We start from the raw sequence: 24,358 nt of genomic DNA, 5'->3' as shown, positions 1-24,358 counted from the left end.
ACCGATGACTCTGCTCGCAGTCGAACGCATCAAGCTGTTCTCCACCCGCTCGCCGTGGTGGTGCACGCTGCTCGCCCTTGCGCTGCCCATCGGGCTCGCCTCGATCATCGCGGCGAACTCCAACAGCGACTTCCCGCTGACCGTGAGCCTCACCCAGACCGGCTACACGTTCGGCCTGATCGTGATCATGGTGCTGGCCGCGCTGGCCATCACCACCGAATACCGCTTCGGCACCATCAAGTCGACCTTCCAGGCAGTGCCGAACCGCACCGCGCCGCTGGTGGCCAAGGCCGTCGTCGTGACGCTGCTCGCCGGCGTCGTCGGCGAGGCCGCCGCGTTCGGCGCGCTCGGCATCTCCAAGCTGATCAAGCCGGACGTGGCGCTGACGCTGAGCAGTTCGACGGAGTGGCGCAACGTCGCGGGCGTCGGCCTCGTCTACGCCTGCGGCGCGCTCCTTGCCCTCGGCGTCGGCATGCTGATCAGGCAGACCGCCGGCGCGGTGTCCATCCTGCTGGTCTGGGCGCTGCTCGCGGAGAACCTGGTCACGCTGATCCCCAAGATCGGCGTCAAGATCCAGGCGTGGCTGCCCTTCCACGTCGCCGACCACTTCCTCAACGGCGGCGAGCCGACCCCCCGCGGTCGGGATGGCGGCCCGGCCGCCGTCGTGTACCACCTGTCGCCGTGGGGCTCGCTGCTCTACTTCGCCGGTGTGTCGCTCGCGGTGCTGATCATCGGCATCGTGGTCACCAACAAGAGGGATGCCTGAGGGGGATGAACGAACCGGCCGCCGTGACGCATTCGGGGGCGTTGGCGGCCGGATTCGGGGGAGAAGTTGCTCGGTCCACCTTCGGGGGGTGGTCCGGGCTTCTTCTGTTTGCGGCCCGCGTGCCGAGATGCGCGACGCCGTCCGATAGGCAACGGTACGCACAACAACGCGAGGGATCGGAGCGACCATGATCGAAGCGGTCGGTCTCACCAAGCACTACGGCAAGACCGTGGCGGTGGACAACCTGTCGTTCACCGTGCGACCCGGCCAGGTCACCGGGTTCCTCGGGCCGAACGGCGCCGGCAAGTCCACCACCATGCGGATGATCCTCGGACTGGACAACCCGACCGGCGGCCAGGTCCTCATCGACGGCAAGCGCTACCGACAGCTTCACCGTCCACTTCGGACGGTCGGCGCGCTGCTCGACGCGAAGTGGGTGCACCCCAACCGATCCGCGCGCTCGCACCTGCGCTGGATGGCCAGGTCCAACGGCATCGCGGACAGGCGCGTCGACGAGGTGCTCGAGCTGGTCGGCCTGACCGCCGTGGCCAAGCGCAACGCCGGCGGCTTCTCGCTCGGCATGTCCCAGCGCCTGGGCATCGCCGCCGCGCTGCTCGGCGACCCGAGCGTGCTGCTGTTCGACGAGCCCGTCAACGGCCTCGACCCGGAGGGCATCCTCTGGATCCGCAACTTCATGCACCGCCTCGCCGCCGAGGGCCGCACCGTGCTGGTGTCCAGCCACCTGCTCTCCGAGATGGCGCAGACGGCCCAGGAGCTGGTCGTCATCGGGCGCGGCAAGCTGATCTCGCAGAGCAGCACCGCCGAGTTCATCGAGCAGGCCAGCGAGAACACGGTCCGGGTGCGCAGCCCACAGGTCGACCTGCTGCGCGCCGCGCTGCTCGGCGACGGCGCGACCGTGACCGACGACGGCGTGGACGGCGCGCTGGTCGTGCACGGCATGGAGCCCGCCGCGATCGGCGAACTCGCCGCGGCGCGGGGCGTCACGCTGCACGAGCTGAGCCCGCAGCGCGGCTCGCTGGAGGAGGCGTTCATGCAGCTCACCAAGGAGTCCGTGGAGTACCACGCGCACGGCGACGAGGTACCGGTGCAGGACCTGCCCGTCTAGGAGCTGTCACCGCCTGGCCGCGCCTGGCCGCCGTCGGAGTCGACGGCGGCCACCGGCGCGGCCTCGCTGTGTCATGGCTCAGGGTCACCCGGATTGATGTCGTCAGCATTTCCGGCATCGCCCGTTGGTGCAGTCGGCGTAAGAAGGCTGTAAACAGCGCGTGAACTCCCGCACATGTTCGAGACATAGGCGGATATAAAGGCTCATATCAAAGGCAACAAGCGCAGGCAAGTCCCTCACAATGCCGTGACCTGGTCGCGCCACACGCTGAGCTCGGACGGCGAATCCGTCAAGGACCCTGCGGAGGTGACCTGTATGGCGGTACTCGATCCGAACCTGACCAACGGCTCCCCGGCTGCCATGCCGAGGCAACGACACGAGCCGGCGACGGGTTCGACACCGGGTTTGACAACGGGGTCGGCAACGGAGTTTCGGCACGGAGACACCAACGACATCGTGCGGGTCGAGGCGATGGTCGGCCTCGAGTGGTCAAGCGCCGTCGAGCACTCCGCCGGCCTAGATCTCGCCGCGAGCCCGGCCGAGGCGCGCAGGGCGTGGATCCACCGCGCCGAGGAGCAGCAGGTGCTCGCGCTGTTCCGGGCCGTGCGCGGGGTGGAGCCGAACCCGCCGTCCCCGTGGTGGCTGCGCGCCATCGACAGCGGCAGGCTGGCCTCGCGCGCCGAGGGCTTCGCCGTCGAGGACGAGGTGACCGAACTGCTGTCCGCCAGGCCCGGCTGGATCTACGTGCCGTGGGCCAGCGACGGCGAGGTCGGCTACTGGGAGTTCGTCCCGTCGGAGAGCGGCGTGTACGGCCCTGCCATGCCGACCACCGTGCAGTTCACCGACAAGCACCGGGGCTGGGTCGACCTGCTGCCGGCGCACCGCGGCCTCGGCGAGCAGCAGTCCATCGCCTTCACCGTCGCCGACCTGCGCGAGCAGATCGAGGACCTGGAGAACATCGCCTGACCCAGCCGGGGAGGTTGCGCAGTGACGCCATCGCCCGGAGTGCGTGCCCGGTGTTGTCGGGCCAGGGCACGCCACCGCTCGATACCCTGGCGGGAATTGTGGCCGCCTCGTGCCCGGCCGCAGGATCACCAGCATGAGCAACGGCTACTCGATCCCGGTTGTCCGCCTGCACGCTGACGATGAGGGCGAATCACACTTCGACGATGAGCGCTTCTCCTTCGCCATGGCCGAGTTCGCCCCGCCGGCTCCCGCCATCCTGGTCTCGCCGGCCGCCGCAGCGACGCGCTCATTGTTCCTCGCCCTCCCCGATGGGTGGTCTGGCCCAGCGCATCCCGCCCCCACCAGGCAGCTGATGGTGCTGATGAGCGGCGCGATCGAAGTGACCGCCAGCGATGGCGAGTGCCGGCGGTTCGCCGCAGGCGATGTGCTCCTGGTCGAGGACACCACCGGCAAGGGCCACACGACCAGGAGCGTTGCGCCCGATTCGGTGGCCGTGGTCGTGCAAGCCTAGTAGCCACCGAGACCCGCAGATAGCAGCTTTCTCTGGATAGTTATCCCCAACGCTGCCGGTTGTCCACAGCCCGCCGACGTTCGCCGGTGTCCGGGGGCGCGGCTGGCTAGGCTGGCCGAGGGCCGTTCCCCCAGGGTGGGTGGGGGTTTCACGGGTGGGGGTTTCACGGGTGAGTGGGGGCATCCTCACAGGTGGGTGGCGTAGGTCGAGCAGAATTTGAGCGCCGCCGCGCGCGATGGCAGGCTTTGCCGCCGTGACACCCAGTGAGCAGCGCCAACCCCACCACCGCACCGTGCTCAGCTTCGTGCAGCGCGGCGGCCGGACGACCGTCGGCCAGCAGCGTGCGTGGGACGAACACTGGGCGCGGCTCGGCAGAGACGTGCGGGAGCTGCCGCCCGGCCCGCTGGACGCGTCGGCGTGGTTCGGCCGCGAGGCCCCGGCGCTGCTGGAGATCGGCTCCGGCATGGGCGAGACGACCGCGGCGCTGGCCTCGGCCGAGCCGCACCTCAACTACCTGGCCGTCGAGGTGTACCCGCCGGGGCTCGCGCAGCTGATCCTGCGGATCGAGAAGGCCGGGATCGAGAACCTGCGGCTGCTCCGGGGCGACGCCGTCGACCTGCTCACCGACCACGTCGCGCCGGGCTCGCTGTCCGGCGTGCGGATCTTCTTCTCCGACCCGTGGCCGAAGAAGAAGCACCACAAGCGGCGGCTCATCCAGCCGGCGTTCGTCGCGCTGGTCGCCTCCCGGCTGGTCGAGGGCGGCCTGCTGCACCTGGCCACCGACTGGGAGCACTACGCCGAGCAGATGATGGAGATCTGCTCGGCCGAGCCGACGCTGCGCAACCGGTACCCGGACGAGCCCGGCGGCTGGGCGCCGCGCCCCGACTGGCGGCCGGTGACGAAGTTCGAGCAGCGCGCCGTCGAGGAGGGTCGGGTCAGTCACGACCTGATGTTCGAGCGCCGCTGAACAGGAACACCCTCACCCGACCAGGTACTCAAGCGCGGGGGACGGACGGTCGACGCGACCACCGTGGGTCAGTGCGCTCCACGTTCGGGTGCGAGTAGTTGTCCAGTCACAGTGCCCCGTCTGGTGGTGACGCGTGAGCGGGATTCACAATTAGGTTTGCCCGCCGTGACAGCATTGCGCAACGAACTGATAACGCTTCCGCCCGACACGCTTGCGGCGGCCGAGGAGTTCCTCCGGATGTTCCACGACGCGCATCCGGAGGCCGGGGCCGTCGGCACCCGGCTGGCGCAGGTGCGCGCCGAGGTCGCGGAGACGGGCACCTACCGACACACCCCGCAGGAGCTGGCCTACGGCGCGCGGGTCGCGCTGCGCGACAGCGGCTGGTGCACCAGCGGCGTGCCGTGGCGCCGGTTGAAAGTGCGCGACCTGCGCGGACTGCGCAAGGCGTCGGCCGTGGCGCACGAGTGCGTCGAACACCTGCGGCTGGCCACCAACGGCGGTCAGATCCGCCCGCTCGTCACGGTGTTCGCGCCGGACTCGCCTGAGGCGCCGGGACCGTGCATCTGGAACGAACAGCTGGTCAGGTACGCGGGATACGCGGAGGCCGGCACTCCCGACACTGCTGACACCGCGGCCGCGTCGATCGTCGGCGACCCGAGATACGTCCGGTTCACCGAGGCGGTCCGCGCGATGGGCTGGAAGCCGCCGAGCCAGCGCGGCCGCTTCGACCAGCTCCCGCTGGTGGTGGAGACCGCGCACGAGGGGCCGAAGCTGTTCCCGGTGCCCCGCGACGTCGTGCAGGAGGTGCCGCTCGAACACCCCGAACTGCCCTGGTTCGTCCAGCTCGGGCTGCGCTGGCACGCCGTGCCGGTGATCAGCAACATGCGGTTGACCATCGGCGGGATCAACTACCCGGCAGCGCCGTTCAACAGCTGGTTCGTCGGCGCCGACATCGGCACCAGGAGCCTGGCCGACGACAACGGCTACGCGGCGGCCAGGCAGATCGCCGACAAGCTCGGGCTGGACACGGCCACCGAGCGCACCCTCTGGCGGGACCGCGCGACCGTGGAACTCAACCGCGCCGTGCTGCACTCCTTCGACGCCGCCCAGGTCACCGTCACCGACCACCACGCCGAGGCCCTGCACCGGTTGGCGTGGCTGCGCTCCCGACAGCGGCCGAGCGTCCACCGCCCTGCCTTCCGCCTCGACGCGGACGCCGCGGGCCGGGCGCGGGCAGGCGGGCCGGGCCGGTTCGCCGCACTCACCATCGAGGACCTGTTCGAGGCCTCGTGACTACTTGCCTTGCGAGCGGCGCGAGCGAATCGGTTCGCTGCCCGGCGCGGAATCCACGATCACTCCCGAGATGGCCATGAGCGCGAGCACCCCCAGACCAAGTACCGCTCCGGTCCAGGTCATCACCGTGGTGAGCATTGTCGGCTCCTTCCGATCCCAGTTCCTTCACTGACACATCCAGGTTCACAAAGCCGCACGTCATCCGGCATCGGTCGGCGGACCTGTCCGTGCCCCGCCCGCATCAGACCCCCGGTTGACCCGTCACCAGCCCGGGGGCGGACCCGCCGGCATACCCCGAGTGGACGCGTCCCAGGCCGGCAGCCCATACGGTGGGCAACCGTGGACAGCACCTATCTCGGCTGGCGTGCGCTGGCCAGACGGCAGTGGCCGCTCGCCGGGACCCTGCTGTTCCTGCTCGTCGTCGAGATGTTCAGCAACACGAGCGAGGACGGGCGTGGCCTGGTGCTGCTCGCGCAGCTGCCCGCCGCGCTGGTGGCCGCAGTGCTCGCGGTGCTCGCGCCGCGCCGGCCGTTCGACGCCGCCCTCGCCACGGCGGTCGCCATCGGCGCGGGCTCGGTGCTGCTGAACCTCATCGACGTCGTGCCCAACATCGCCCTCGCCGGCAACCTGCTGGTGTCCGAGGCGGGCGCCGTGATGGCGATCATCGCGATCGTGGTGCGCCAGGACCGGCCGCTGCGGGCGGCGGCGGCCACGGCGGCGCTGGTCGCCACCACGGTGGTCAGCGCCCTGCTCCGCCCCACCTGGTGGCAGCACTTCGTGCGGGACCACCCCGACCAGGCGCAGAACGGCGGCTCCCACGGCAACGTCTGGGGTCAGCTCGTCTTCGGCGGCCTGCTGCTGCTCATCTCGGTCGGCACCGGGCTGTACTTCCGGGCCCGCGACCGGGAGCGGCAGCGCACCATCGAGGCCGAGGTCGTCTCGGCGCAGCACGCCGAGCGGATGGCGCTGGCCCGCGAGCTGCACGACGTCGTCGCGCACTACGTCACCGGCATCGTGGTGCACGCGCAGGCCGCGCAGGCCGTCGCCGCAGTCAACCCGCAGGCCGCCAGCGAGGTGCTGCCGGTGATCACCGCGAGCGGCACCGAGGCGCTGACCGCGATGCGCAGGCTGGTCGGCACGCTGCGCGGCGCGGACCCGGCCGGTTCGAGCAGCGCGAGCACGTCGGCGACGAGCGACCTGGCCGCCGATCTCCGCGAGGTCGTCGCGCAGGCCGCCGCGAAGGGGCAGCCCGCGCACCTCACGCTCGACCTGCCCGACCAGGTGCCGCCGGAGCTGGCCCGCTCGGTGCTGCGGCTCGTGCAGGAGGCGCTGACCAACTCGCAGAAGCACGCGCTCGGCGTGTCCAGGGTCGACGTCACGGTGTCCGGGCGGGACGACGCCGTGCAGGTGCTGGTCGCCGACGACGGCCACGGCTCGCAGGGCGCGCCGGCCGGCGGCTCCGGCGGCTACGGGCTGGTCGGCATGCGGGAGCGGGTCGACCTGCTCGGCGGCCGGTTCAGCGCGGGTCCGGTCGACGGCAGGGGCTGGGTGGTCAGCGTGGAGCTGCCGATGCGCGGCGACCGGACGTGATCAGCGGGGCGCGTGATCGGGAGTGAAACCGCCCATACCTCGCAGGTATGACGCGGCGGCACCGGCCGGTCAACCTGCGGAATGACCTGGTGAGGCCGGTAGCCAGCCGCCAGGCCGATTCGGCGGCGGCCCGTCGCGGCGCATAGTGAAGTGGTGACCACGAAGACCCGCGACGCACTGACGCTGGCCGGCTTCGTCGCCGCCCTCGCGGTGGCCGGCGGCGTCGGATATCAGGTGATGCGCGCCCACAGCGGCCCGCCGACCGCGACCGGCAAGGTCAACGTCGCCGTGCAGGCAATCACCCCGAACGGCACGCTGACGCTGCGCACCCTGGAGATCATCCGGCTCGGCCAGCCGCCCGCCGAGCTGGTGGTGCCGGCAGGCGCGGTGCTGACCAGCGCGGTGCGCGCCGAGGGCAGGACCCCAGGCAACACGCTGAGCTGCGACGTCCGGGTCTCCACCGTGGCCCAGCAGGACACGCCCGTGGTGGACGTGCTCGGCTGTGCCGACCAGCCCTCGGCGAACGCGCAACCCTGATCGGGCAGGATCTGCCCATGACTTCGCTGCGCCTGCACGCCCCCGTCGTGTTGCCCTGCGACGCCGCCTGCACCGTTGTGCGGGACGCCGTCGTCGACGTGTCGGCGGACGGTCGGATCGTGTTCTGCGGGCCGGCCTCGGCGGCTCCCGCGCTGCCGGCCGGCGCCACCGAGCGGCACTTCACCGGGATCCTGTTGCCCGGCCTGGTGAACACGCACGCGCACAGCCCGATGACCGTGCTGCGTGGGCTCGGCGGCGACCTGCCGCTGCTGCGGTGGCTGCGCGAGGCGATCTGGCCGGCCGAGGCCAGGATGTCGCCTGCCGACGTGCGGGCCGGCATGGTGCTCGGCTGCGTCGAGATGCTGCGCAACGGCGTCACCACCAGCGCGGAGATGTACTTCCACGGCGAACAGCTGGTCGAGGCCGTGCTGGCGGCGGGATCGCGGGTGGTGTTCGGCTCGGCGATCATGGAGCTGCCCGGGGTGTCCTGGCGGACGCTGACCGACCAGGTCGGCGCCTGGATCGACGCGGACGGGCTGCGGTTCGGGCCGGGCGAGCGGGTCGAGCTGAGCTACGGCCCGCACTCGGCGTACCTGCTGCCGACCGACGCGTTGACGGCGGTGGCTGGCGAGGCCGCCGAGCGGGGCGCGCTCGTGCAGATCCACGTCGCCGAGGCCGCCGACGAGGACCTGGCGCAGCGCGCCGAGTTCGGTTCGGTGCCCCGCCTGCTCGCCAAGACCGGCATCCTCGACGGGCGCGTGCTCGCGGCGCACTCGGTGCAGCTGTCGGACGAGGACATCGCGCTGTTCGCGGCCAACGGTGTCGGGGTGGCGCACTGCCCCGGCTCGAACGCCAAGCTGGCCTCGGGGATCGCGCCGCTGCGCGCGCTGCTGGACGCCGGGGTGCCGGTCGGGCTCGGCACGGACGGGCCGGCCAGCAACGACGACCTCGACCTGTTCGAGGAGGCGCGGCTCGCGGCGCTGTTGGCGAGACTGTCCACAATGGACTCTGGCGCGATGACGGCGGCCGGCGCGCTGTTGCTGGCGACCAGGGGCGGCGCGGAGGCGCTCGGCCGCGCGGACATCGGCGCGCTGGAGGCCGGCCGGTGGGCCGACCTGGTGCACGTGGACGTGGACGACCCGGCGTTCGGCACCGGCCTGGACGCCCCGGACGAGCAGGTGATCGCGAACCTGGTGTGGGGCGCGGGTTCCCGCCGGGTCCGGGACGTGTGGGTGGCCGGCGAGCAGGTGGTGGCCGACGGCGAGCCGACCATGGTGGACCGGTCGCAGGCCCAGGCGGCGGTTCAGGCGGTCGCCGCCCGCCTCCGGTGAGAACCTCGGCCTCCGTCCGGTGAGCTGGCGAGCCTCCGGTGAGCTTGGCGGGCCGCGTCAGGCGCGGGGTCGGACGACGATCTCGGTGAGGTGCGCGTCCGGGGAGGCGGTGACCGCGGCGAGGATGGCCGAGGACACGGACTCCGGCCGCAGGTACTTGGCGCCGTCGTAGTCGCCGCCGCCCTCCTGTTCGCGGACGGAGCGCTGCATGTCCGTGTCCGTTCGGCCGGGGTGCACCGAGGTGACCCGCAGGCCGCGGGCGTGCTCCTCGGCGCGCAGCGCGTCCCCGAAGGCGCGCAGCGCGAACTTGCTCGCCGCGTAGGCTCCCCAACCGGGGTTGGCCTGGAGGCCGGCGCCCGAGTTCACCAGCACGACGTGCCCGCGCGCCGCGCGCAGCGCCGGCAGCAGCAGCCTGGTCAGCTCGGCGACGGCGATGACGTTGACCTCCATGGTCCGCCGCCACACCTCGGCCGGAGTCTCCGCGATCGTGCCGAGGTCGACGACACCGGCGCTGTGCACCAACACGTCCAGCCGGTCCAGTCCCGAGGTCACCGCGTGCAGCGCCGTCGGATCGGTCAGCTCGACCGGCCACGGCCGCGCGTGCGGCAGCTCGTCGACCAGTGCCTGCAACGACTCCAGGTCGCGGCCGCCGAGCAGCAGGTCGTGGGTGGGCGCGAGGGCGCGGGCGGTGGCGGCGCCGATGCCCCTGGAGGCCCCGGTGATCAGAGCGACCGGACGAGTGTTCATGGCTCGACCGTATCCGCGCCTGACGCGGCGGGCGCGAGGGGTTCGCCGTCCCGCTCGGCGCGCGTCACCGCCTCAGAGTTCCTCGCCGACCAGCACGGCCTCGGCGGGCACCTCGTGCGCGTCCGGGGTGCGCTCGCGCGCGGTCAGCAGGACGCCGGCCGCCACGCACAGCGCGGCGACGCACAGGAAGGGCACCCTCGGCGAGCCGAACCACTGCGCGACGTGCCCGACCAGCGTCGCGGCGACGGCACCGCCGAGCCAGCGGCAGAAGTTGTAGCCGGCGCTGGCGACCGGGCGGGGTGCCGGGCTGACGCTCATCGCGGTCCCGGTGAACAGGGTGTTGAGCAGCCCGGACACCAGCCCGCTGACGATCACGGCCACGACCAGCACCGCCTTGTTGTCCACCGCCATGACCAGCATCAGCGCGGCGTAGCCGAACACCGCGAGCACGGTGGCGTGCCGCTCGCCGAACCGGCCGGCGAGCTTGGGCGCGAACAGCACACCGGCGACCGCGACGGCCAGGCCCCAGCCGAAGAAGATCAGGCCAATCTGGACCGCGCCGTAGCCGAGCACGAAGGGCGTCCACGCCAGGACGGTGAAGAAGGCCGCAGTGTAGAGGGCGGATCCGATCGAGGTGCGCAGCAGCGGGCCGTGCCGCAGCGCGCGCAGCGGGTCGAGCACGCTGATCCTGGCGCGCCGCTCGTGCCGGTCGGCTGGCAGGAAGACCAGGCACAGCACCAAAGCGAGCGCCATCAGGACGGCGGTGCCGAGGAACGGGCCGCGCCAGGAGATGCTGCCGAGCAGGGCGCCGAGCAGCGGGCCGACGGACAGGCCGATGCCGAGCGCGGCCTCGTAGAGCAGGATGGCGCCCTTCTGGCCGCCGGAGGCCGCGCCGACGATCACCGAGAGGGCGGTGGCGATGAAGAAGGCGTTGCCGAGGCCCCAGACGGCGCGCAGGCCGACGAGTTGGCCGATGGTGCCGGCGGCGGCGCAGAGCACGGTGGCGAGCACGATCAGCACGAGGCCGCCGACCAGGGTGCGTTTGGCGCCGAAGCGGGCGCTGGCGGCTCCGGTGAGGAGCATGGCGAGCACCTGGACGCCGAGGTAGGACGAGAACAGCAGGGTGACCTCGGACGGGGTCGCGTGCAGTCCCTCGGCGATGGACAGCAGGATCGGGTCGACCAGCCCGATGCCCATGAAGGCGATCACGGCGGCGAAGGCCGTGATCCAGACGACCCGCGGTTGTCCCGTGACCGCGTCGAGCAGCTTGGGGTGTGCGTCAGCGCTCATCGCTGTTCTGCGCCTCTCTCCTGACAGGTCGAAGCAACTTACTTAGCTAGCCTAACTTATTTTAGTTGCTATAGCTAAGTAAGTTGCGGCACAGGCGGCGCGGCGCATCGCGGCGCGGCTAGGGTCGATGGATGGACGCGGTCGTGTTCGATCTCGACGGGGTGCTGATCGACTCCGAGCGGACCTGGGACGAGGTCCGCCGCGCGGTCGTCGCCGAGCACGGCGGCCGGTGGCTGCCGGAGGCGACCAGGGCGATGCTCGGCATGAGCACCCCTGAATGGGCCGCCTACCTGGTGAACTCGCTCGGGGCGCTGACGACGCCGGAGCGGATCGCGCAGGAGGTCACCGCCAGGATGGTGCGCCGCGTCGCCGAGGACCCGCCGGTGCTGCCCGGCGCGGTGGACACGGTCCGCACCGTCGCCGCACGCTGGCCCGTCGGCATCGCCAGTTCCGCCCCGCCCGCGCTGATCGACGTCGTGCTGCGCGCGACCGGCCTGACCGACACGGTGCGGGTGACGCTGTCCAGCGAACAGGTCGGCGCCGGCAAACCCGCCCCCGACGTGTACCTCGCCGCCGCGAAGGCGCTCAGCGTGCCGGCCAGGGAGTGCGCCGCCGTCGAGGACTCCACCAACGGCCTGCGCTCCGCGCTCGCCGCCGGCATGGCCGTCTACGCGCTGCCCAACCGGCACTTCCCGCCGGATCCGGAGGTGCTGGCCGAGGCGACCGCCGTCCTCGACGACATCAGCGACCTGCCCGCCGCGCTGCGCCTGGACGACTAGCCCGGCAGACTGCCACGATCAGATGAACCAAGATGCATTCGAACGAGTGTTCGATAGGATGAGGTCGTGACGGATACACGCGAGCAGGCCGCTCTGCTGCTGGCCCTACGCGAGAGCGGCAGAAGCTGGGCCGACGTCACCCGAACAGTCGAGGAGGCGGGTTCGGCACTGTCCACAGTGGATAGTCTTGTGACGCCGACCCAGCCGGCGCTCGACCACGTCGACCGGGATCTCGACGAGCAGATCGACGCGATGGACCGTGAGATCAAATCCTGGCGGGACGAAGGCATCCAGCTCGTCACCGTGTTGGACGACACCTATCCTGCCCAGCTGATGATGGTGCACCAGCGACCGCCGTTCCTGACCTTTCGCGGTTTTCTCGACCCCGCCGATGAGCGGGCGGTGGCCGTGGTCGGCAGCCGAGGAGCAAGTGCTCGGGGGCTGGCGCGGGCACGCGATATCGCGACCGCGCTCGCAGGTAAGGGCATCACCGTTATGAGCGGACTCGCGGAGGGCATCGACACCGCCGCGCACCGGGCGGCCGTTGACGCGGGCACCCGAACGGTCGCGGTGGTCGGCACCGGGCTTCGACACTGCTATCCGGCCGCGAATCGCGAACTACAGGACGAGATAGCGCGCACTGGCGCGGTCTTCTCCCAGTTCTGGCCAGACGCCCGGCCGGCAAGACAGAGCTTTCCCATGCGAAACGCGGTGATGAGCGGCTGCACGGTGGCGACGGTCGTCGTGGAGGCCGGCGAGCACAGCGGCAGTCGGATCCAGGCTCGGCTTGCTCTTGAGCACGGCCGGCATGTGTTCCTGCTGCCCGAGGTTGTCAGTGGCACCACCTGGGCGAAGGAGATGGCCGACCGGCCCAACACCACGGTGCTGGAGAGCTCCGATCACCTGATCGCTGTTCTTGGCGAGCTGACCAGCGACCATCCCGAGCTCATCCAGCTGTGAGCCCGCAGTACCGGCTCGTCGAGCGCTACAGCAACGTCCTCGTGCCGGTGCCAGAGCCCGGCGACGAAGTCTGCGCGACGTGTTGGGGAAGCACCGTCGGCTATCAGCGTTGCCACCAGTGCCACAAACATCTCGCGATGGCGCGCGAGCAGCTCGCCGATGTGGTGATTCCGATCGCGATCGCGGTCAAGGGTGAGCAGCTCGCCCACGAACTGTGGCACTACAAGAACAGCAAAATAGAGCGCGTGCGGATCAAGCACACCAACGGGCTCGCCACGGTGTTCAACGAGTTCCTTGGCCGCCATGAGAACTGCGTCGCGACGGCGGCAGGTGTCGACGGTTTCGATCTTGTCACAACGGTTCCCAGCGGTAGCCGATCAGGCGTGCATCCACTGGCCACGATCCTCAACAGAATGATCGGCCGCACGCGATCCCGCTTCACCGATGCGCTGACAGTGGCGCGCGCTGTCGCGGGCGATCGAGTGTTCAGCCCTGACCGGTTCACTCTCGCAGCACCGGTCACCGGACGAAATGTGCTTCTTGTCGATGACACCTGGACCACGGGCGCCAGCGCGCAATCGGCCTCCGCCGCGCTCAAGCGCGCCGGCGCGCAACGAGTCGCGGTAGTGGTTATCGGGCGTCATATCAACCCGCAACACGTGCACTCCGCGCCTTTCCTGGCACGGGCGCGCGCACGGCCATTCGACTGGAGCCGGTGTTGCCTGGGTCGGTGCCTACCGGACAACGGATCCCTCGCCTAGATTCGGGCCGTGGACCAACCAGTCGCGATAGTCACGGGCGCGGCCCAGGGCATGGGCAGGCGCATCGCCGAGGTGTTGCACGACGCGGGTTTCGCCGTGGTGCGCTTCGATGTTCAGGCGATCGACGGAACCGACGGGCTCGCGGTCGCCGGGGACGTGTCCTCGCCGGACGACGTGGCCGCGCTCGTCGAGCGGACCCTCGAATGCCACGGGCGGGTGGACGTCGTGGTGAACAACGCCGGCATCTCCAGCATCGCGCCGGCCGAGGAGACCGAAACCGAGCAGTGGCAACGGGTTCTCGACGTGAACCTCACCGGGCCGTTCCTGCTCAGCCGCGCGGCCGGGCGGGTGATGCTCGACCAGGGCGGCGGGTCGATCGTGAACATCGCCTCGATCGCCGGGCTGCGCGGGGTCGCCGACCGCGTCGCCTACAACGCGAGCAAGCACGGCCTGATCGGGATGACCAGGACGCTGGCCGTCGAATGGGGCGGACGGGGCGTGCGGGTCAACGCCGTGTGCCCCGGCTGGGTCAAGACCGAGATGGACGAGGCCGACCAGGCGGGCGGCAGCTACACCGACCTCGACATCACCGAGCACGTGCCGGCCGGCCGCTTCGCCGGCCCCGACGACATCGCGCAGGCCGTGCTGTTCCTGGCCGACCCGGCGCGCAGCGGATTCGTCAACGGCGTCGCGCTGCCCGTCGACGGCGGCTGGACGGCCGACGGCTCGTGGCAGTCGCTGCGGCTGCGCAAGCGCTGACCCGAACGACGGAGAACGACCAGGGCCGACGCGGGGGCCGCCGGAGCTGGCAGGCGGCCCCGCGTCGGGCGGTTCAGCGGTCCAGCTCGCCCCGGATGAACTTCTCCACGGCCTCGTGCGCCACCGAGTCGGAGTACTGCTCCGGCGGGGACTTCATGAAGTACGAGGACGCGGACAGGATCGGGCCACCGATGCCCCGGTCCAGCGCGATCTTCGCGGCACGCACGGCGTCGATGATGATGCCCGCCGAGTTGGGCGAGTCCCACACCTCGAGCTTGTACTCCAGGTTCAGCGGGACGTCACCGAACGCGCGACCCTCGAGGCGGACGTAGGCCCACTTGCGGTCGTCGAGCCACGCCACGTAGTCCGACGGCCCGATGTGCACGTTCTGCTTGCCCATGTCGCGGTCCACCTGCGAGGTGACCGCCTGCGTCTTGGAGACCTTCTTGGACTCCAGCCGCTCCAGCTCCTTCATGTTCAGGAAGTCCATGTTCCCGCCCACGTTGAGCTGCATGGTGCGGTCGAGCTGGACGCCCCGGTCCTCGAAGAGCTTGGCCAGCACGCGGTGCGTGATGGTGGCGCCGACCTGCGACTTGATGTCGTCGCCGACGATCGGCACGCCGGCCGCGCGGAACTTCTCCGCCCACTCCGGGTCCGACGCGATGAACACGGGCAGCGCGTTGACGAAGGCCACACCGGCGTCGATGGCGCACTGCGCGTAGAACCGGTCCGCCTTCTCCGAACCCACCGGCAGGTAGGACACCATGACGTCGACCTGCGCGGCGCGCAGCGCCTTCACCACGTCGACCGGCGAGTCGTCGGACTCCTCGATGGTCTCCCGGTAGAACCTGCCGAGGCCGTCGAAGGTGTGGCCGCGCTGCACCGGCACGCCGAGCGGCGGCACGTCCGCGATCTTGATCGTGTTGTTCTCGCTGGCCACGATGGCCTCGGAGAGGTCGCGACCGACCTTCTTCGCGTCCACGTCGAACGCGGCGACGAACTCGACGTCGCGCACGTGGTACTCGCCGAACTGGACGTGCATCAGTCCGGGCACACGGGTGTTCGGGTCGGCGTCCCGGTAGTACTGGACGCCCTGCACCAACGACGCGGCGCAGTTGCCGACGCCGACGATGGCCACCCGAACGCTGCGGCGGTGTTCGCCCATGCCGGGTCCTCCTTCTCGTTCTTCCGTGACGTTGCCTGCGACGACGGGGCTCATTCGGTCCCGTCCCGCCCCTCGGCCTGCTCGTGCGCGATCAACTCGTTCAACCAGCGCACCTCGCGCTCACTGCTCTCCAGACCCATCCGGTGCAGCGCCTGCGTGTAGCGGTCGATCTGCTCGCCCGCCCTGGCCAGGGTGGCCCGCAGCCCCTCCCTGCGCTCCTCGACCCGCCGCCGACGGCCCTCCAGGATTCGCATCCTGACCTCGGCCGGCGTGCGGGAGAAGAACGCGAGGTGGACGCCGAAGGCGTCGTCGTCCCAGGTCTGCGGGCCGGCGTTGGCGAGCAGCTCGGCGAACCGCTCCTTGCCGTCGCCGGTGAGCTTGTAGACCTTGCGCGCCCGGCGACCCCAGGTGCGGGTCGCCGGCTCGTCGCCCTCCTCGGCGATCAACCCGGTTCGCTGTAGCCGACGCAGCGTCGGATACAACGTGCCGTAGGAGAACGCCCGGAACGCACCGAGCAGCTCGTGCAGCCGCTTGCGCAGCTCATAGCCGTGCATGGGCGCCTCGTGCAGCAGGCCGAGGATCGCGAACTCGAGCACGGGTCACCTCCAAGCACAGCTCCCGATGGGTCGGCTCACTATATCGGTCCGATACATCCAACACCTGTTTTGACGGTGCGATGTGGCACACCGTCACCCGGCTGCACCGAACGGCCCATAGAGGCGTCGCGGTCGCCACGTACTCTGGTGCCGTGCGGACCCAACGGCAGGTCGTCGACTACGCGTTGCAGCGCAGGGCGCTGCTCGCGGAGGTCTACTCCGGTCGGGTCGGGACGAACGAGGTCTGCGACGCGAGCCCCTACCTGCTGCGCGCGGCGAAGTTCCACGGCCAGCCCAGCGACGTGACCTGCCCGGTCTGTCGCAAGGAGCCGCTCACGCTGGTCTCCTGGGTGTACGGCGACGAGCTCAAGCACGCGGCCGGATCAGCCAGGACGGCGGACGAGCTCACCCGGATGGCTACCCTCTTCGGGGAGTTCTCGGTGTACGTCGTGGAAGTGTGCCGCACATGTAGTTGGAACCACCTGGTGCAGTCGTACGTCCTGGGAACGCGAGGCCTGCGCGAGAGCAAGCCACGTAGGAGGACCGCGGCGGAGTGAGGTCCCTCTGTCCACGGACGCCGCACCCCGAGAAACAGGCGGCGTACGACCACCGAACGACGTGCTGCCGCAGCATGTCGGTCTGGGAGGCCATTTCGTGAACGACCAGCACGACGACAGGCAGCGCGGCGGAGAGCCGCAGTGGCCGACCGGCGAGGACCCCGACCTCGCCGGGAAGCAGAACCAGGGCGGACGCCACGGCGCCGGTGGGTCCGAGGAGGACCGCACCGGCTTCTGGAGCCCGCTCTGGGACGCCGACGACAAGGGGCAGGGGCCGGGAAGCGGCCCGCAGGGCGGGAGCCGCCCCGGCACGCCGCCCGGTGGCTTCCCCGGTCAGGGACGGCCGGGCACCCCGCCCGGTGGGTTCCCCGGCCCGGCGCGCCCCGGCACGCCCCCCGGCGGGTTCCCGCAGGGCGGCCAGCGTCCCGCCACGCCGCCGGACGGCTTCCCCGCGCAGCAGGGGCCGCCGATGCGGCCCGGCGGTCCTGGCGGCGGTCGTCCACCGATGCCGCCCGGCGGCATGCGGCCCGGCGGTCCCGGCGGTCCCGGCGGTCCCGGTGGCCCTCCGGCGGGCGGCCCGCCCGGTGGCCCCGGCCGGCCGATGCCCGGCGGAGTGCCGCGCCGCGATCCCGGCGACGAGCGCACCGTCATGCTGCCGCCCGTGCAGGACGAACTGCCGCGCGAGCCGGAGCTGCTCACCCACACCGAGCCCAACCCGTACGACGACGATGTCGACCTGCACGACGAGGGTCTGGTCGACGAGGACGACGAGCTGAGCGAGGAAGAGGCGCGCAAGCTGCGCAGGAAGAAGATCTGGCGGCGCGTCCGGCGCACCTGTTATGTCGTGTTCGGGCTGATGATCATCAGCCCGGTCGTCGCGTTCGCCATCGCCTACCAGTACGTCGACGTCCCCAACCCGGAGGACGTCGCGGCCGCGCAGAACCAGGCGATCACGGTGTACTACGCCGACGGCAGCGAGATGAGCAAGATCGTCCCCGAGGGCGGCGCGCACAGCTTCGTGAAGTTCAGCGAGATCCCGGACAACGTCCAGCACGGCATCCTCGGCGCCGAGGACGCGGGCTTCTGGGAGAACCCGGGCTTCGACGTCAAGGCGATCTTCCGCGCGGTCTGGCTCCAGGCCACCGGCGGGCACAGCGGTGGCTCCGGCATCACCCAGCAGTACATCAAGAAGGCCACCACGAACGAGGACCCGACGCTCTCCAGGAAGTTCACGGAGCTGGTCAAGTCCTACAAGATGACCAAGGAAGAGGACAAGCAGACCATCTTCCAGTCGTACGCGAACATCGTCTTCTTCGGGCGGGGCTCGTACGGCATCAAGGCTGCCGCGCAGGCGTACTACGGCAAGGAACTCAAGGACATCACGCCGTCGGAGGCCGCGCTGCTCGGCGGTGCGATCCAGGGCCCGTCCAGGATGGACACCGAGCCCGGCTACGCCGAGGGCCGCTGGAAGTTCACCTGGGACCAGATGCTCCAGAAGGGCTGGATCACCCAGGCCGAGCACGACAAGGAGCAGTTCCCCAAGCCGAAGGACGTCAAGGAGACCCAGCCCAAGACGGCACAGGGCCCCAAGGCGGTCATCCAGAACCGCATCGTCGATGAACTGGAAGGCGGCACCGTCCCCGGCATGACGCTGGACAAGGCGTTCCAGCAGGGCCTGAAGATCTACACGACGATCGACCCCAAGGCCCAGGACGCGGCCGAGAAGGCCGTGGACGAGGTTATGACCGGCCAGCCGACGGACAAGCTGAAGCAGGCGCTGGTCGCCGTCTCGCCGAACAGCGGAGGAGTGCTCGCGTATGTCGGCGGCACCGTCTCGCGAGGTTCGGACTACGCGAACATGGTCCAGAACCCCGGTTCGTCGTTCAAACCATTCGACCTGGTCGGCGCCCTGCGGAAGGGTATGGGCCTCAACGATCGGCTCCCGTCGACCGGCCCGTACCTGCCAACGGGCGGCAACGCGTCTCAGAAAGTGCGCAACGCGCAGGCGCACTACGACTGCGACCCAGACTGCTCCATCCGCGACGCCATGCGGTGGTCGATCAACACGACCTTCTCGCGGATCATCGCCGAGCACGTGCTTCCGCAGGGGGCTGCTCAGGCCGCCTGGGATGCCGGTATACCCAAGGAGATCGCGCAGGGCGACAAGAAGGTTCCGCTGCTGGTCGGCGAGGACGGCGGACCGCCTGACATCAACATCGCCATCGGCGGTGGTAAGACGCGGGTTCGCCCGATCGACATGGCGACCGCGTACGCCAGTTTCGCCAACGACGGGCAGCGGCACACGTCCTTCTTCATCAGCAAACTGGTGGCCTCGGACGGTTCGACGACCTACACCCACGTCGACACCGCGACACCGGCCTTCGACCCCGATCCGACCAAGAACGCCGACATCGCGCGGACGGTCACTGAGTCGCTGTCTACCGGGGCGGAGCAGTGGAAGCTGAAGCTGACCGACGACCGGCCCACCGCGCTCAAGACCGGTACCCAGGACTTCGAAGGCACCACCCACAACCTGGCCGCGTGGACGGTCGGCTACACCCCCGCCGTCTCGGCGGCCGTGTGGGTCGGGTCCGAGCAGTACGCCCCGATCATCGACAAGGACAACAAGGACATCGGTGGTTCCGGTCTGCCGGGCAAGATGTGGCAGAAGTTCATGAGCAACTACCTGAACGGCAGCGAGAAGCAGACGTTCACGAAGGTCTCCAAGGAGATGGGCAAGCCGAGCACGCCGCCGCCGCCGGCCTCGGACACCAAGCCGGCGGACCCCCCGCAGGACCAGCAGCCGACGAACAACCCGCCGGCGAACACCACCACGCAGCCGACTCCGCCGCGCGAAACCACGACGACGACACCGCCGACCCACCAGACGCCCCCGTGCAAGCCGCTGATCTGCCCCACCACGGGCGGACCGCCGACAGGCAACACCGGCAACGGTCAGGGTGCCGGCGGCAACAACTTCACACCAGGAACGGAAGCCCAGACAGGGGGCTGACAGCCCGATCCGACCGAATGGGTCTCGCGCACACCAGCGCGGGGCCCATTCGGCTGTCTGGTCGGTGGCGAGTTCGGGGAGCTCGGCGCACACCGCGCCGGGCTCCTTTTCGCGCCTGAACACATCGGACGCTTTCGTCAATACGCCAGAAGTGTTGCCACACAACGGATCATCGAAGGCGGCCGATACCGAGCGTCCTGCCGCGTGGGCCATTCGGGTGACGACTCACAAGAACTTGACCATGTCTTGAGACCTCGGTTAGCTGGCAACGGGATCGGGCGCACACAGGTGTGCACCTAACGAATGTCCCATCCTCTCCATCACCACACCCCTTTGTCGGAGGGCGAGTTTCGCGTGCCCGAAAACGAGAGGCAGGAAACGTCGTGCGAAGAACCTGGGCCAAGGCGGCGCTGTGCGCCGCTGTCGCACTGGTCATCTCACCGATATCAGTCGCGCAGGCTGCGCCGAATCCAGACGGAAACCAACCGAAACCCGGCGCGGCGCAGGCAGGCCAGCCGGCCAAACCACCCGTGGAACCGCCCGTCGTCGATGCGAGCAAGCGGGACGAGCTGTTAGGCAGGGGCTGGCAGTCCTCCGGCGACCGGCTCTGGACCACCAATGGCGACATGACCGGCTTCCACGTCATGGTCGCCGAGGCCAGGACCGGCTACTCGTGGCGGACCGTGGCCACACTGTCCCAACCTGGCGTCGACGCGGACCAGTGGATCGGCAACGCCTGCGTGACGGGATCAGGCAAACGAGCCGTCGTGGTCTACGCCCCGCGCACCTTCACCAACAAGGAGTCGCTGTTCCGCCGGGGCGGCTACACGGCAGTGGTCGACCTCGTCTCTGGCGCGGTGACCACACTGCCGGTCCGCACCACCCTGGCCTACTACAACCCTGGCTGCGGAATCGGCGAGACCACCGTGCTCACCCAGAGCACGGATGAGGCCGCCGGCAGGACCGGGATGCGGACGGTGGACACAGTCACCGGTGCGCTCACCGATCGCGTCGAGCAGACCGGGCAGATCACCTCCGCAGTGCCCACCTCGAAGGGCATCGTCGCGGCTGACGCCACCGGTCTCGTGCGGATCGCCCAGAACGGCACGCAAACCCGACTGGCCGAGACCTCGGGCACGGCATACCGTCTGCGGCCCGACGCCGACGGCGGCGTCGTCTTCATGGATCGCACCGGCGACACCGCCAGGGTGCGGCGCGTCGTCGAGCCCGGTCAGGCCGCCGCGACCCTGGCCACCGGCCCGGCGACCGACCTCGGCCTGGCCGAGGGGCCCGCAGGCAAGGTGTTCCTCACCGGAAAGCCGACCAAGGTCGAGTCGCTGCCCGGTGTCGTCACCAGGCTGGACGTGCCGGGCAACGCCCAGGTCTCCACACAGGGCGAGACCGTGGTGACGGACGTCCGCTTGGCTGACAAGGCCGCCGGCTCCCCGTCCGCGAACCCGACCGTGCCGGACCGCGTGCACATCGCGGCGAACAGTACGAAGACCGGCAAGCAGATCGGTTTCACAGTCGACCCAGCCGCCGGACTCACGCCACGATCGTCCCCAGTGGACGCGGACCACGTCTGCGCCGTGCCACGCAACGACCCGACCGTGCAGGTGTACCAGCCCAAGCCCAAGCAGGTGGAATGGGCGGCCGACATGGCGGTCAAGGGCGACCTCATCGTCACCAGAGGCTCGAACTGGCACAACAACGGGATCAGCGCCTACACCCCACAGGGGATGTTCCCGCCCGTCGCGCTGAAGAACACGAATAACGGCCAGGTGCCGGCGCAGGTATTGCTCGGCATCCTGGGCCAGGAGTCCAATCTGTGGCAGGCGAGCCGCTACACCATGCCCGGCGAGTACGGCAACGCGCAGATCGGCAACTACTACGGCGTGAACATCTACAACGCCACTGAGGCCGATGACTGGGACATCGACTGGTCCAAGTCCGACTGCGGATACGGAGTCTCCCAGCTCACCGACGGCATGCGGCTGCCGGGCAAACCGAGCCCGAGCAACCCGAACGACGTTCCGCTGCCGCATGAGCAGCAGGTCGCCATCGGCACCGACTACGCCGCGAACGTCGCCGCCGGCCTCCAACTCCTGCAGAAGAAGTGGAACGCGCTGCAAGACCTCAATATGAAGATCAACGACAACGATCCATCCAAGATCGAGAACTGGTTCTTCGCCGCCTGGGCGTACAACTCGGGCATCCACTCCGCGAGCGAGCCCGGCGCCGACGGCGCGTCCGGCCTCGGCTGGACGAACAATCCGGCCAACCCGGACTACGACATCAACCGGGGGCCGTTCGGCATGAACCCGCACGACTTCGCCACCCCGCAATACTGGCCCTACCCGGAGAAGGTGATGGGCTTCGCCGCGAACCCGCCGTCAGGTTGGGAATCCCCCGGCAACGAGGTGCCGTTCTTCCGCGCGGCCTGGTGGAACGGCACGGACAACCCCGACCCGAACGACACCAGTAGCGCGGCATACAACAGGGCGACCGTGAAGCCACCGTCAATGCTGTTCTGTAGTGACAGCAACAACTGTGGCCTGACCTTGCCCAGGTGCGGGCGGGCCGACTTCAAGTGCTGGTGGCACGACTCCGCGAAGTGGAAGACCGACTGCGGCTACCTGTGTGGCAACGAGTACATCCGTTACGACTACCCGGCGTACGCGGGAGAGCCGGACGCGGGCGTCAGCTACCCGCCCAAGTGCGATGCCACGGGGCCCGTCACCCGCCCCGGCATCGATGAATCGTTGATCATCGACGACCTTCCTGCCACCGTCACGCCGGTGCGCGACAACAACTGCGCCCGGCCGATCGCATCGGGCAGTTTCGATCTCGCCTTCGGCACGGACAGCGCGGGACGCGAGGCGTCCAAGATCGACCTGCACCAGATCGGCGGTGGTCTCGGGGCGCACTTCTGGATGAGTCACACCAGAAGCGACGGCGACCTCGCCCAGAAACTGAAGGTCGCCGGGACCTGGACGCTCGGCAAGAAGCTACAGGGCCGATCCACGGTGTCGGTGTTCATCCCTGGCCGAACCGGTCGCACGACAGCGGCGCACTACGAGATCACGACCGCCACCGGTGTCGTCCCCATCGACATCTCACAGAACTCGAACGGCGGCGACGCCTGGATCTCGCTCGGGGAGTTCAACTTCGACAACGCCCCGATCGTGCGGCTCACCAACATCGCCGCCGGCGGCACGGGCAGCGACCTGGTCGTCTACGACGCCGTGGCGTTCACGCCGCCGGCCTACATCGCCCAGCCCAATGACCGCATCACGCGAGTCGTGAACGAGAACAGCGCCAAGTGCCTGGTGCTCAACAACCAGGTCGACACGGTCTCGCCGGCGAAACAACGCACGTGCTCCAACAACTTCACCGACAACTGGGTGGTCAGATACATCGGCCACCACACGGATGCCAGCAGCAAGCTGGAACTCAACGACTACCAGATCATCAACCGCGGCAGCGGCACCTGCCTGGAGGTGGCCGGCGGTCGGCTGGACGACGGCGCTCCCGCCGAGGCCGGTGCCTGCGATGGCACCGGGGCGAAACACAGTCAGATCTGGTCTGGCTCGATCAGCATGGGCTCCTCGCCCGTCGTCGGAGCGCCGTTCTACAACTGGCAGAGCGGCAAGTGTCTCAAGGTCGCCAACGGCAGTACCGCCGACGACGCGACCATTGTCCAGAGCACCTGTGACTGGTCTCCTGCACCGCCTGACTACTCGATGACCTGGGACTTCTAGGTCAAAGACACCTGTGTAAAGGACCAGTCACCGTAATTCCCGAGGCGACCCGGCCCCATCGCGGTCGGGTCGCCTCTCATCGTCTCTGGGAGAGACAAGTGCGAAGACTCAGAGCAATGCGGCTGACCTGCCTCACCACGGTGCTGCTGACGCTGCCGTTTGCCACCGCGCAGGCCGACCCGAGCCCCGACGGCCATGCCGCGCCCGCGCAGGCGAGCCAGCCGGCCACGCCGCCGACGGAACCGTCCACCACCGAGCCGAGCAGACGCGACGAGCTACTCGGCAAGGGCTGGCAGTCCTCCGACGACCGACTCCTGACCACCAACGGCGACGCGACCGGCTTCCACGTCATGGTCGCCGAGGCGAGGACCGGCTACAGCTGGCGGACCGTCGCCACGTTGTCCCAACCCGGCGTCGATGCCGACCAGTGGATCGGCAACACCTGCGTCACCGGCTCAGGGAACAGGGCCGTCGTCGTGTACGCCCCGCGCACCTTCACCAACAGAGAGGCGCTGTTCGGTAGGGGCGGCTACACGGCAACGGTCGATCTCCGCTCCGGCACGGTGACCCGGCTTCCGATCCGCACGACGCTCGCCTACTACAACCCCGGTTGCGGTGTCGACGAGACCGCGACGCTCACCCAGGGCGCCGACCAGGATCTCGGCCGGACGGGCGTGCTGACCGTGGACGCGGCGACCGGCACGCTCAGCGCGCGGACCGAACTGCCCGGTCAGTTCACCTCAGCGGTACCGGTGCGGGGCGGCTTCGTCGCGGCCGACGCCGTCGGCTTGGTGCGGGTCGACGGCAACGGCACGCACACCCGGCTCGCCGAGACCGGGGGCGTGCCGTCCCAGGTGCGGCCCGACGCCGACGGCGGCGTGGT

21 protein-coding genes and 1 pseudogene are annotated in these 24,358 nt (G+C 69.8%); 17 read left to right on the top strand and 5 right to left on the bottom strand.

Annotation, left to right across the window (positions count from 1 at the left end; all coding sequences use genetic code 11):
• The first annotated feature begins 4 nt into the window (after positions 1-4).
• The 6 genes from F0L68_RS37165 (at position 5) to F0L68_RS37140 (ending at position 5,629) form a co-directional block, all read left to right on the top strand.
• Positions 5-766 (top strand): ABC transporter permease, encoded by a 762-nt coding sequence (locus tag F0L68_RS37165; RefSeq protein ID WP_149854604.1) that lies wholly within the window; start codon positions 5-7, stop codon positions 764-766.
• 187 nt (positions 767-953) lie between these two features.
• Complete coding sequence (locus tag F0L68_RS37160) at positions 954-1,892, top strand: ABC transporter ATP-binding protein (RefSeq protein ID WP_149854603.1); 939 nt, start codon at positions 954-956, stop codon at positions 1,890-1,892.
• Positions 1,893-2,207: 315 nt separating this feature from the next.
• Positions 2,208-2,858, top strand: coding sequence for a hypothetical protein (locus F0L68_RS37155; RefSeq protein ID WP_223199479.1), 651 nt, complete (start codon positions 2,208-2,210; stop codon positions 2,856-2,858).
• A gap of 133 nt (positions 2,859-2,991) precedes the next feature.
• On the top strand, positions 2,992-3,369 hold the full coding sequence (locus tag F0L68_RS37150; protein ID WP_149854602.1) for a cupin domain-containing protein: 378 nt from the start codon (positions 2,992-2,994) through the stop codon (positions 3,367-3,369).
• 253 nt (positions 3,370-3,622) lie between these two features.
• Positions 3,623-4,336, top strand: a complete 714-nt coding sequence (trmB, locus tag F0L68_RS37145) for a tRNA (guanosine(46)-N7)-methyltransferase TrmB (RefSeq protein ID WP_223199478.1) — start codon at positions 3,623-3,625, stop codon at positions 4,334-4,336.
• Between the two features lie 165 nt (positions 4,337-4,501).
• The gene (locus F0L68_RS37140; protein WP_223199477.1) at positions 4,502-5,629 is read left to right on the top strand and encodes a nitric oxide synthase oxygenase; all 1,128 of its coding nucleotides are present in this window, start codon (positions 4,502-4,504) and stop codon (positions 5,627-5,629) included.
• On the opposite strand, the gene F0L68_RS42860 is transcribed toward F0L68_RS37140, so the two are convergent.
• On the bottom strand, positions 5,630-5,767 hold the full coding sequence (locus F0L68_RS42860; protein ID WP_188317034.1) for a hypothetical protein: 138 nt from the start codon (positions 5,765-5,767) through the stop codon (positions 5,630-5,632).
• Positions 5,768-5,968: 201 nt separating this feature from the next.
• Here F0L68_RS42860 and F0L68_RS37135 point away from each other — a divergent pair, with 201 nt between their 5' ends.
• From F0L68_RS37135 to F0L68_RS37125, 3 genes are all read left to right on the top strand, one after another.
• A complete protein-coding gene (locus tag F0L68_RS37135) occupies positions 5,969-7,219 on the top strand; it encodes a sensor histidine kinase (RefSeq protein ID WP_149854600.1) in 1,251 nt (416 codons plus the stop codon).
• 153 nt (positions 7,220-7,372) lie between these two features.
• Entirely contained in the window at positions 7,373-7,756 is a 384-nt protein-coding gene (locus tag F0L68_RS37130; protein ID WP_149854599.1) for a hypothetical protein, read from the top strand.
• Positions 7,757-7,773: 17 nt separating this feature from the next.
• Positions 7,774-9,087, top strand: coding sequence for an amidohydrolase family protein (locus F0L68_RS37125; protein WP_149854598.1), 1,314 nt, complete (start codon positions 7,774-7,776; stop codon positions 9,085-9,087).
• 57 nt (positions 9,088-9,144) lie between these two features.
• Here the strand turns inward: F0L68_RS37125 and F0L68_RS37120 are convergent, their stop codons facing one another.
• Both F0L68_RS37120 and F0L68_RS37115 read right to left on the bottom strand, forming a co-directional pair.
• The gene (locus F0L68_RS37120; RefSeq protein WP_149854597.1) at positions 9,145-9,834 is read right to left on the bottom strand and encodes an SDR family oxidoreductase; all 690 of its coding nucleotides are present in this window, start codon (positions 9,832-9,834) and stop codon (positions 9,145-9,147) included.
• 72 nt (positions 9,835-9,906) lie between these two features.
• Entirely contained in the window at positions 9,907-11,124 is a 1,218-nt protein-coding gene (locus tag F0L68_RS37115) for an MFS transporter (protein WP_149854596.1), read from the bottom strand.
• A 131-nt stretch (positions 11,125-11,255) separates the two neighbouring features.
• Here F0L68_RS37115 and F0L68_RS37110 point away from each other — a divergent pair, with 131 nt between their 5' ends.
• The 4 genes from F0L68_RS37110 (at position 11,256) to F0L68_RS37095 (ending at position 14,383) form a co-directional block, all read left to right on the top strand.
• The gene (locus F0L68_RS37110) at positions 11,256-11,903 is read left to right on the top strand and encodes an HAD family hydrolase (RefSeq protein ID WP_149854595.1); all 648 of its coding nucleotides are present in this window, start codon (positions 11,256-11,258) and stop codon (positions 11,901-11,903) included.
• A 66-nt stretch (positions 11,904-11,969) separates the two neighbouring features.
• Positions 11,970-12,863 carry a DNA-processing protein DprA gene (locus F0L68_RS37105; protein WP_149854594.1) on the top strand — a complete coding sequence of 298 codons (894 nt, stop codon included), beginning with the start codon at positions 11,970-11,972 and terminating at the stop codon, positions 12,861-12,863.
• The gene (locus tag F0L68_RS37100) at positions 12,860-13,624 is read left to right on the top strand and encodes a phosphoribosyltransferase (RefSeq protein ID WP_149854593.1); all 765 of its coding nucleotides are present in this window, start codon (positions 12,860-12,862) and stop codon (positions 13,622-13,624) included. Before F0L68_RS37105 ends, F0L68_RS37100 begins: the two co-directional genes overlap by 4 nt.
• Before the next feature lie 9 nt (positions 13,625-13,633).
• Positions 13,634-14,383 carry an SDR family NAD(P)-dependent oxidoreductase gene (locus F0L68_RS37095; protein WP_149854592.1) on the top strand — a complete coding sequence of 250 codons (750 nt, stop codon included), beginning with the start codon at positions 13,634-13,636 and terminating at the stop codon, positions 14,381-14,383.
• 73 nt (positions 14,384-14,456) lie between these two features.
• Here F0L68_RS37095 and F0L68_RS37090 read toward each other — a convergent pair whose 3' ends face one another.
• Together F0L68_RS37090 and F0L68_RS37085 are read right to left on the bottom strand one after the other, a co-directional pair.
• Positions 14,457-15,548: an inositol-3-phosphate synthase gene (locus F0L68_RS37090; RefSeq protein ID WP_149854591.1), complete on the bottom strand. Its 1,092-nt coding sequence runs from the start codon at positions 15,546-15,548 to the stop codon at positions 14,457-14,459.
• Between the two features lie 50 nt (positions 15,549-15,598).
• A complete protein-coding gene (locus F0L68_RS37085; RefSeq protein ID WP_149854590.1) occupies positions 15,599-16,144 on the bottom strand; it encodes a PadR family transcriptional regulator in 546 nt (181 codons plus the stop codon).
• Between the two features lie 152 nt (positions 16,145-16,296).
• On the opposite strand from F0L68_RS37085, the gene F0L68_RS37080 reads away from it, so the two are divergent.
• From F0L68_RS37080 to F0L68_RS37065, 4 genes and pseudogenes are all read left to right on the top strand, one after another.
• Entirely contained in the window at positions 16,297-16,701 is a 405-nt protein-coding gene (locus F0L68_RS37080) for a DUF5318 domain-containing protein (RefSeq protein WP_149854589.1), read from the top strand.
• Between the two features lie 97 nt (positions 16,702-16,798).
• Positions 16,799-19,714, top strand: coding sequence for a transglycosylase domain-containing protein (locus F0L68_RS37075; RefSeq protein ID WP_149854588.1), 2,916 nt, complete (start codon positions 16,799-16,801; stop codon positions 19,712-19,714).
• Positions 19,715-20,097: 383 nt separating this feature from the next.
• Complete coding sequence (locus F0L68_RS37070) at positions 20,098-23,475, top strand: RICIN domain-containing protein (RefSeq protein ID WP_149854587.1); 3,378 nt, start codon at positions 20,098-20,100, stop codon at positions 23,473-23,475.
• 116 nt (positions 23,476-23,591) lie between these two features.
• Positions 23,592-24,358 (top strand): annotated as a pseudogene (locus F0L68_RS37065) (hypothetical protein); the annotation flags it as partial.

Source organism: Solihabitans fulvus, assembly GCF_008386585.1.
Classification (GTDB): Bacteria; Actinomycetota; Actinomycetes; order Mycobacteriales; family Pseudonocardiaceae; genus Solihabitans; species Solihabitans fulvus.
Note: the sequence above shows the minus strand (reverse complement) of the source record. Positions and strands in the feature narration are given on the sequence as shown.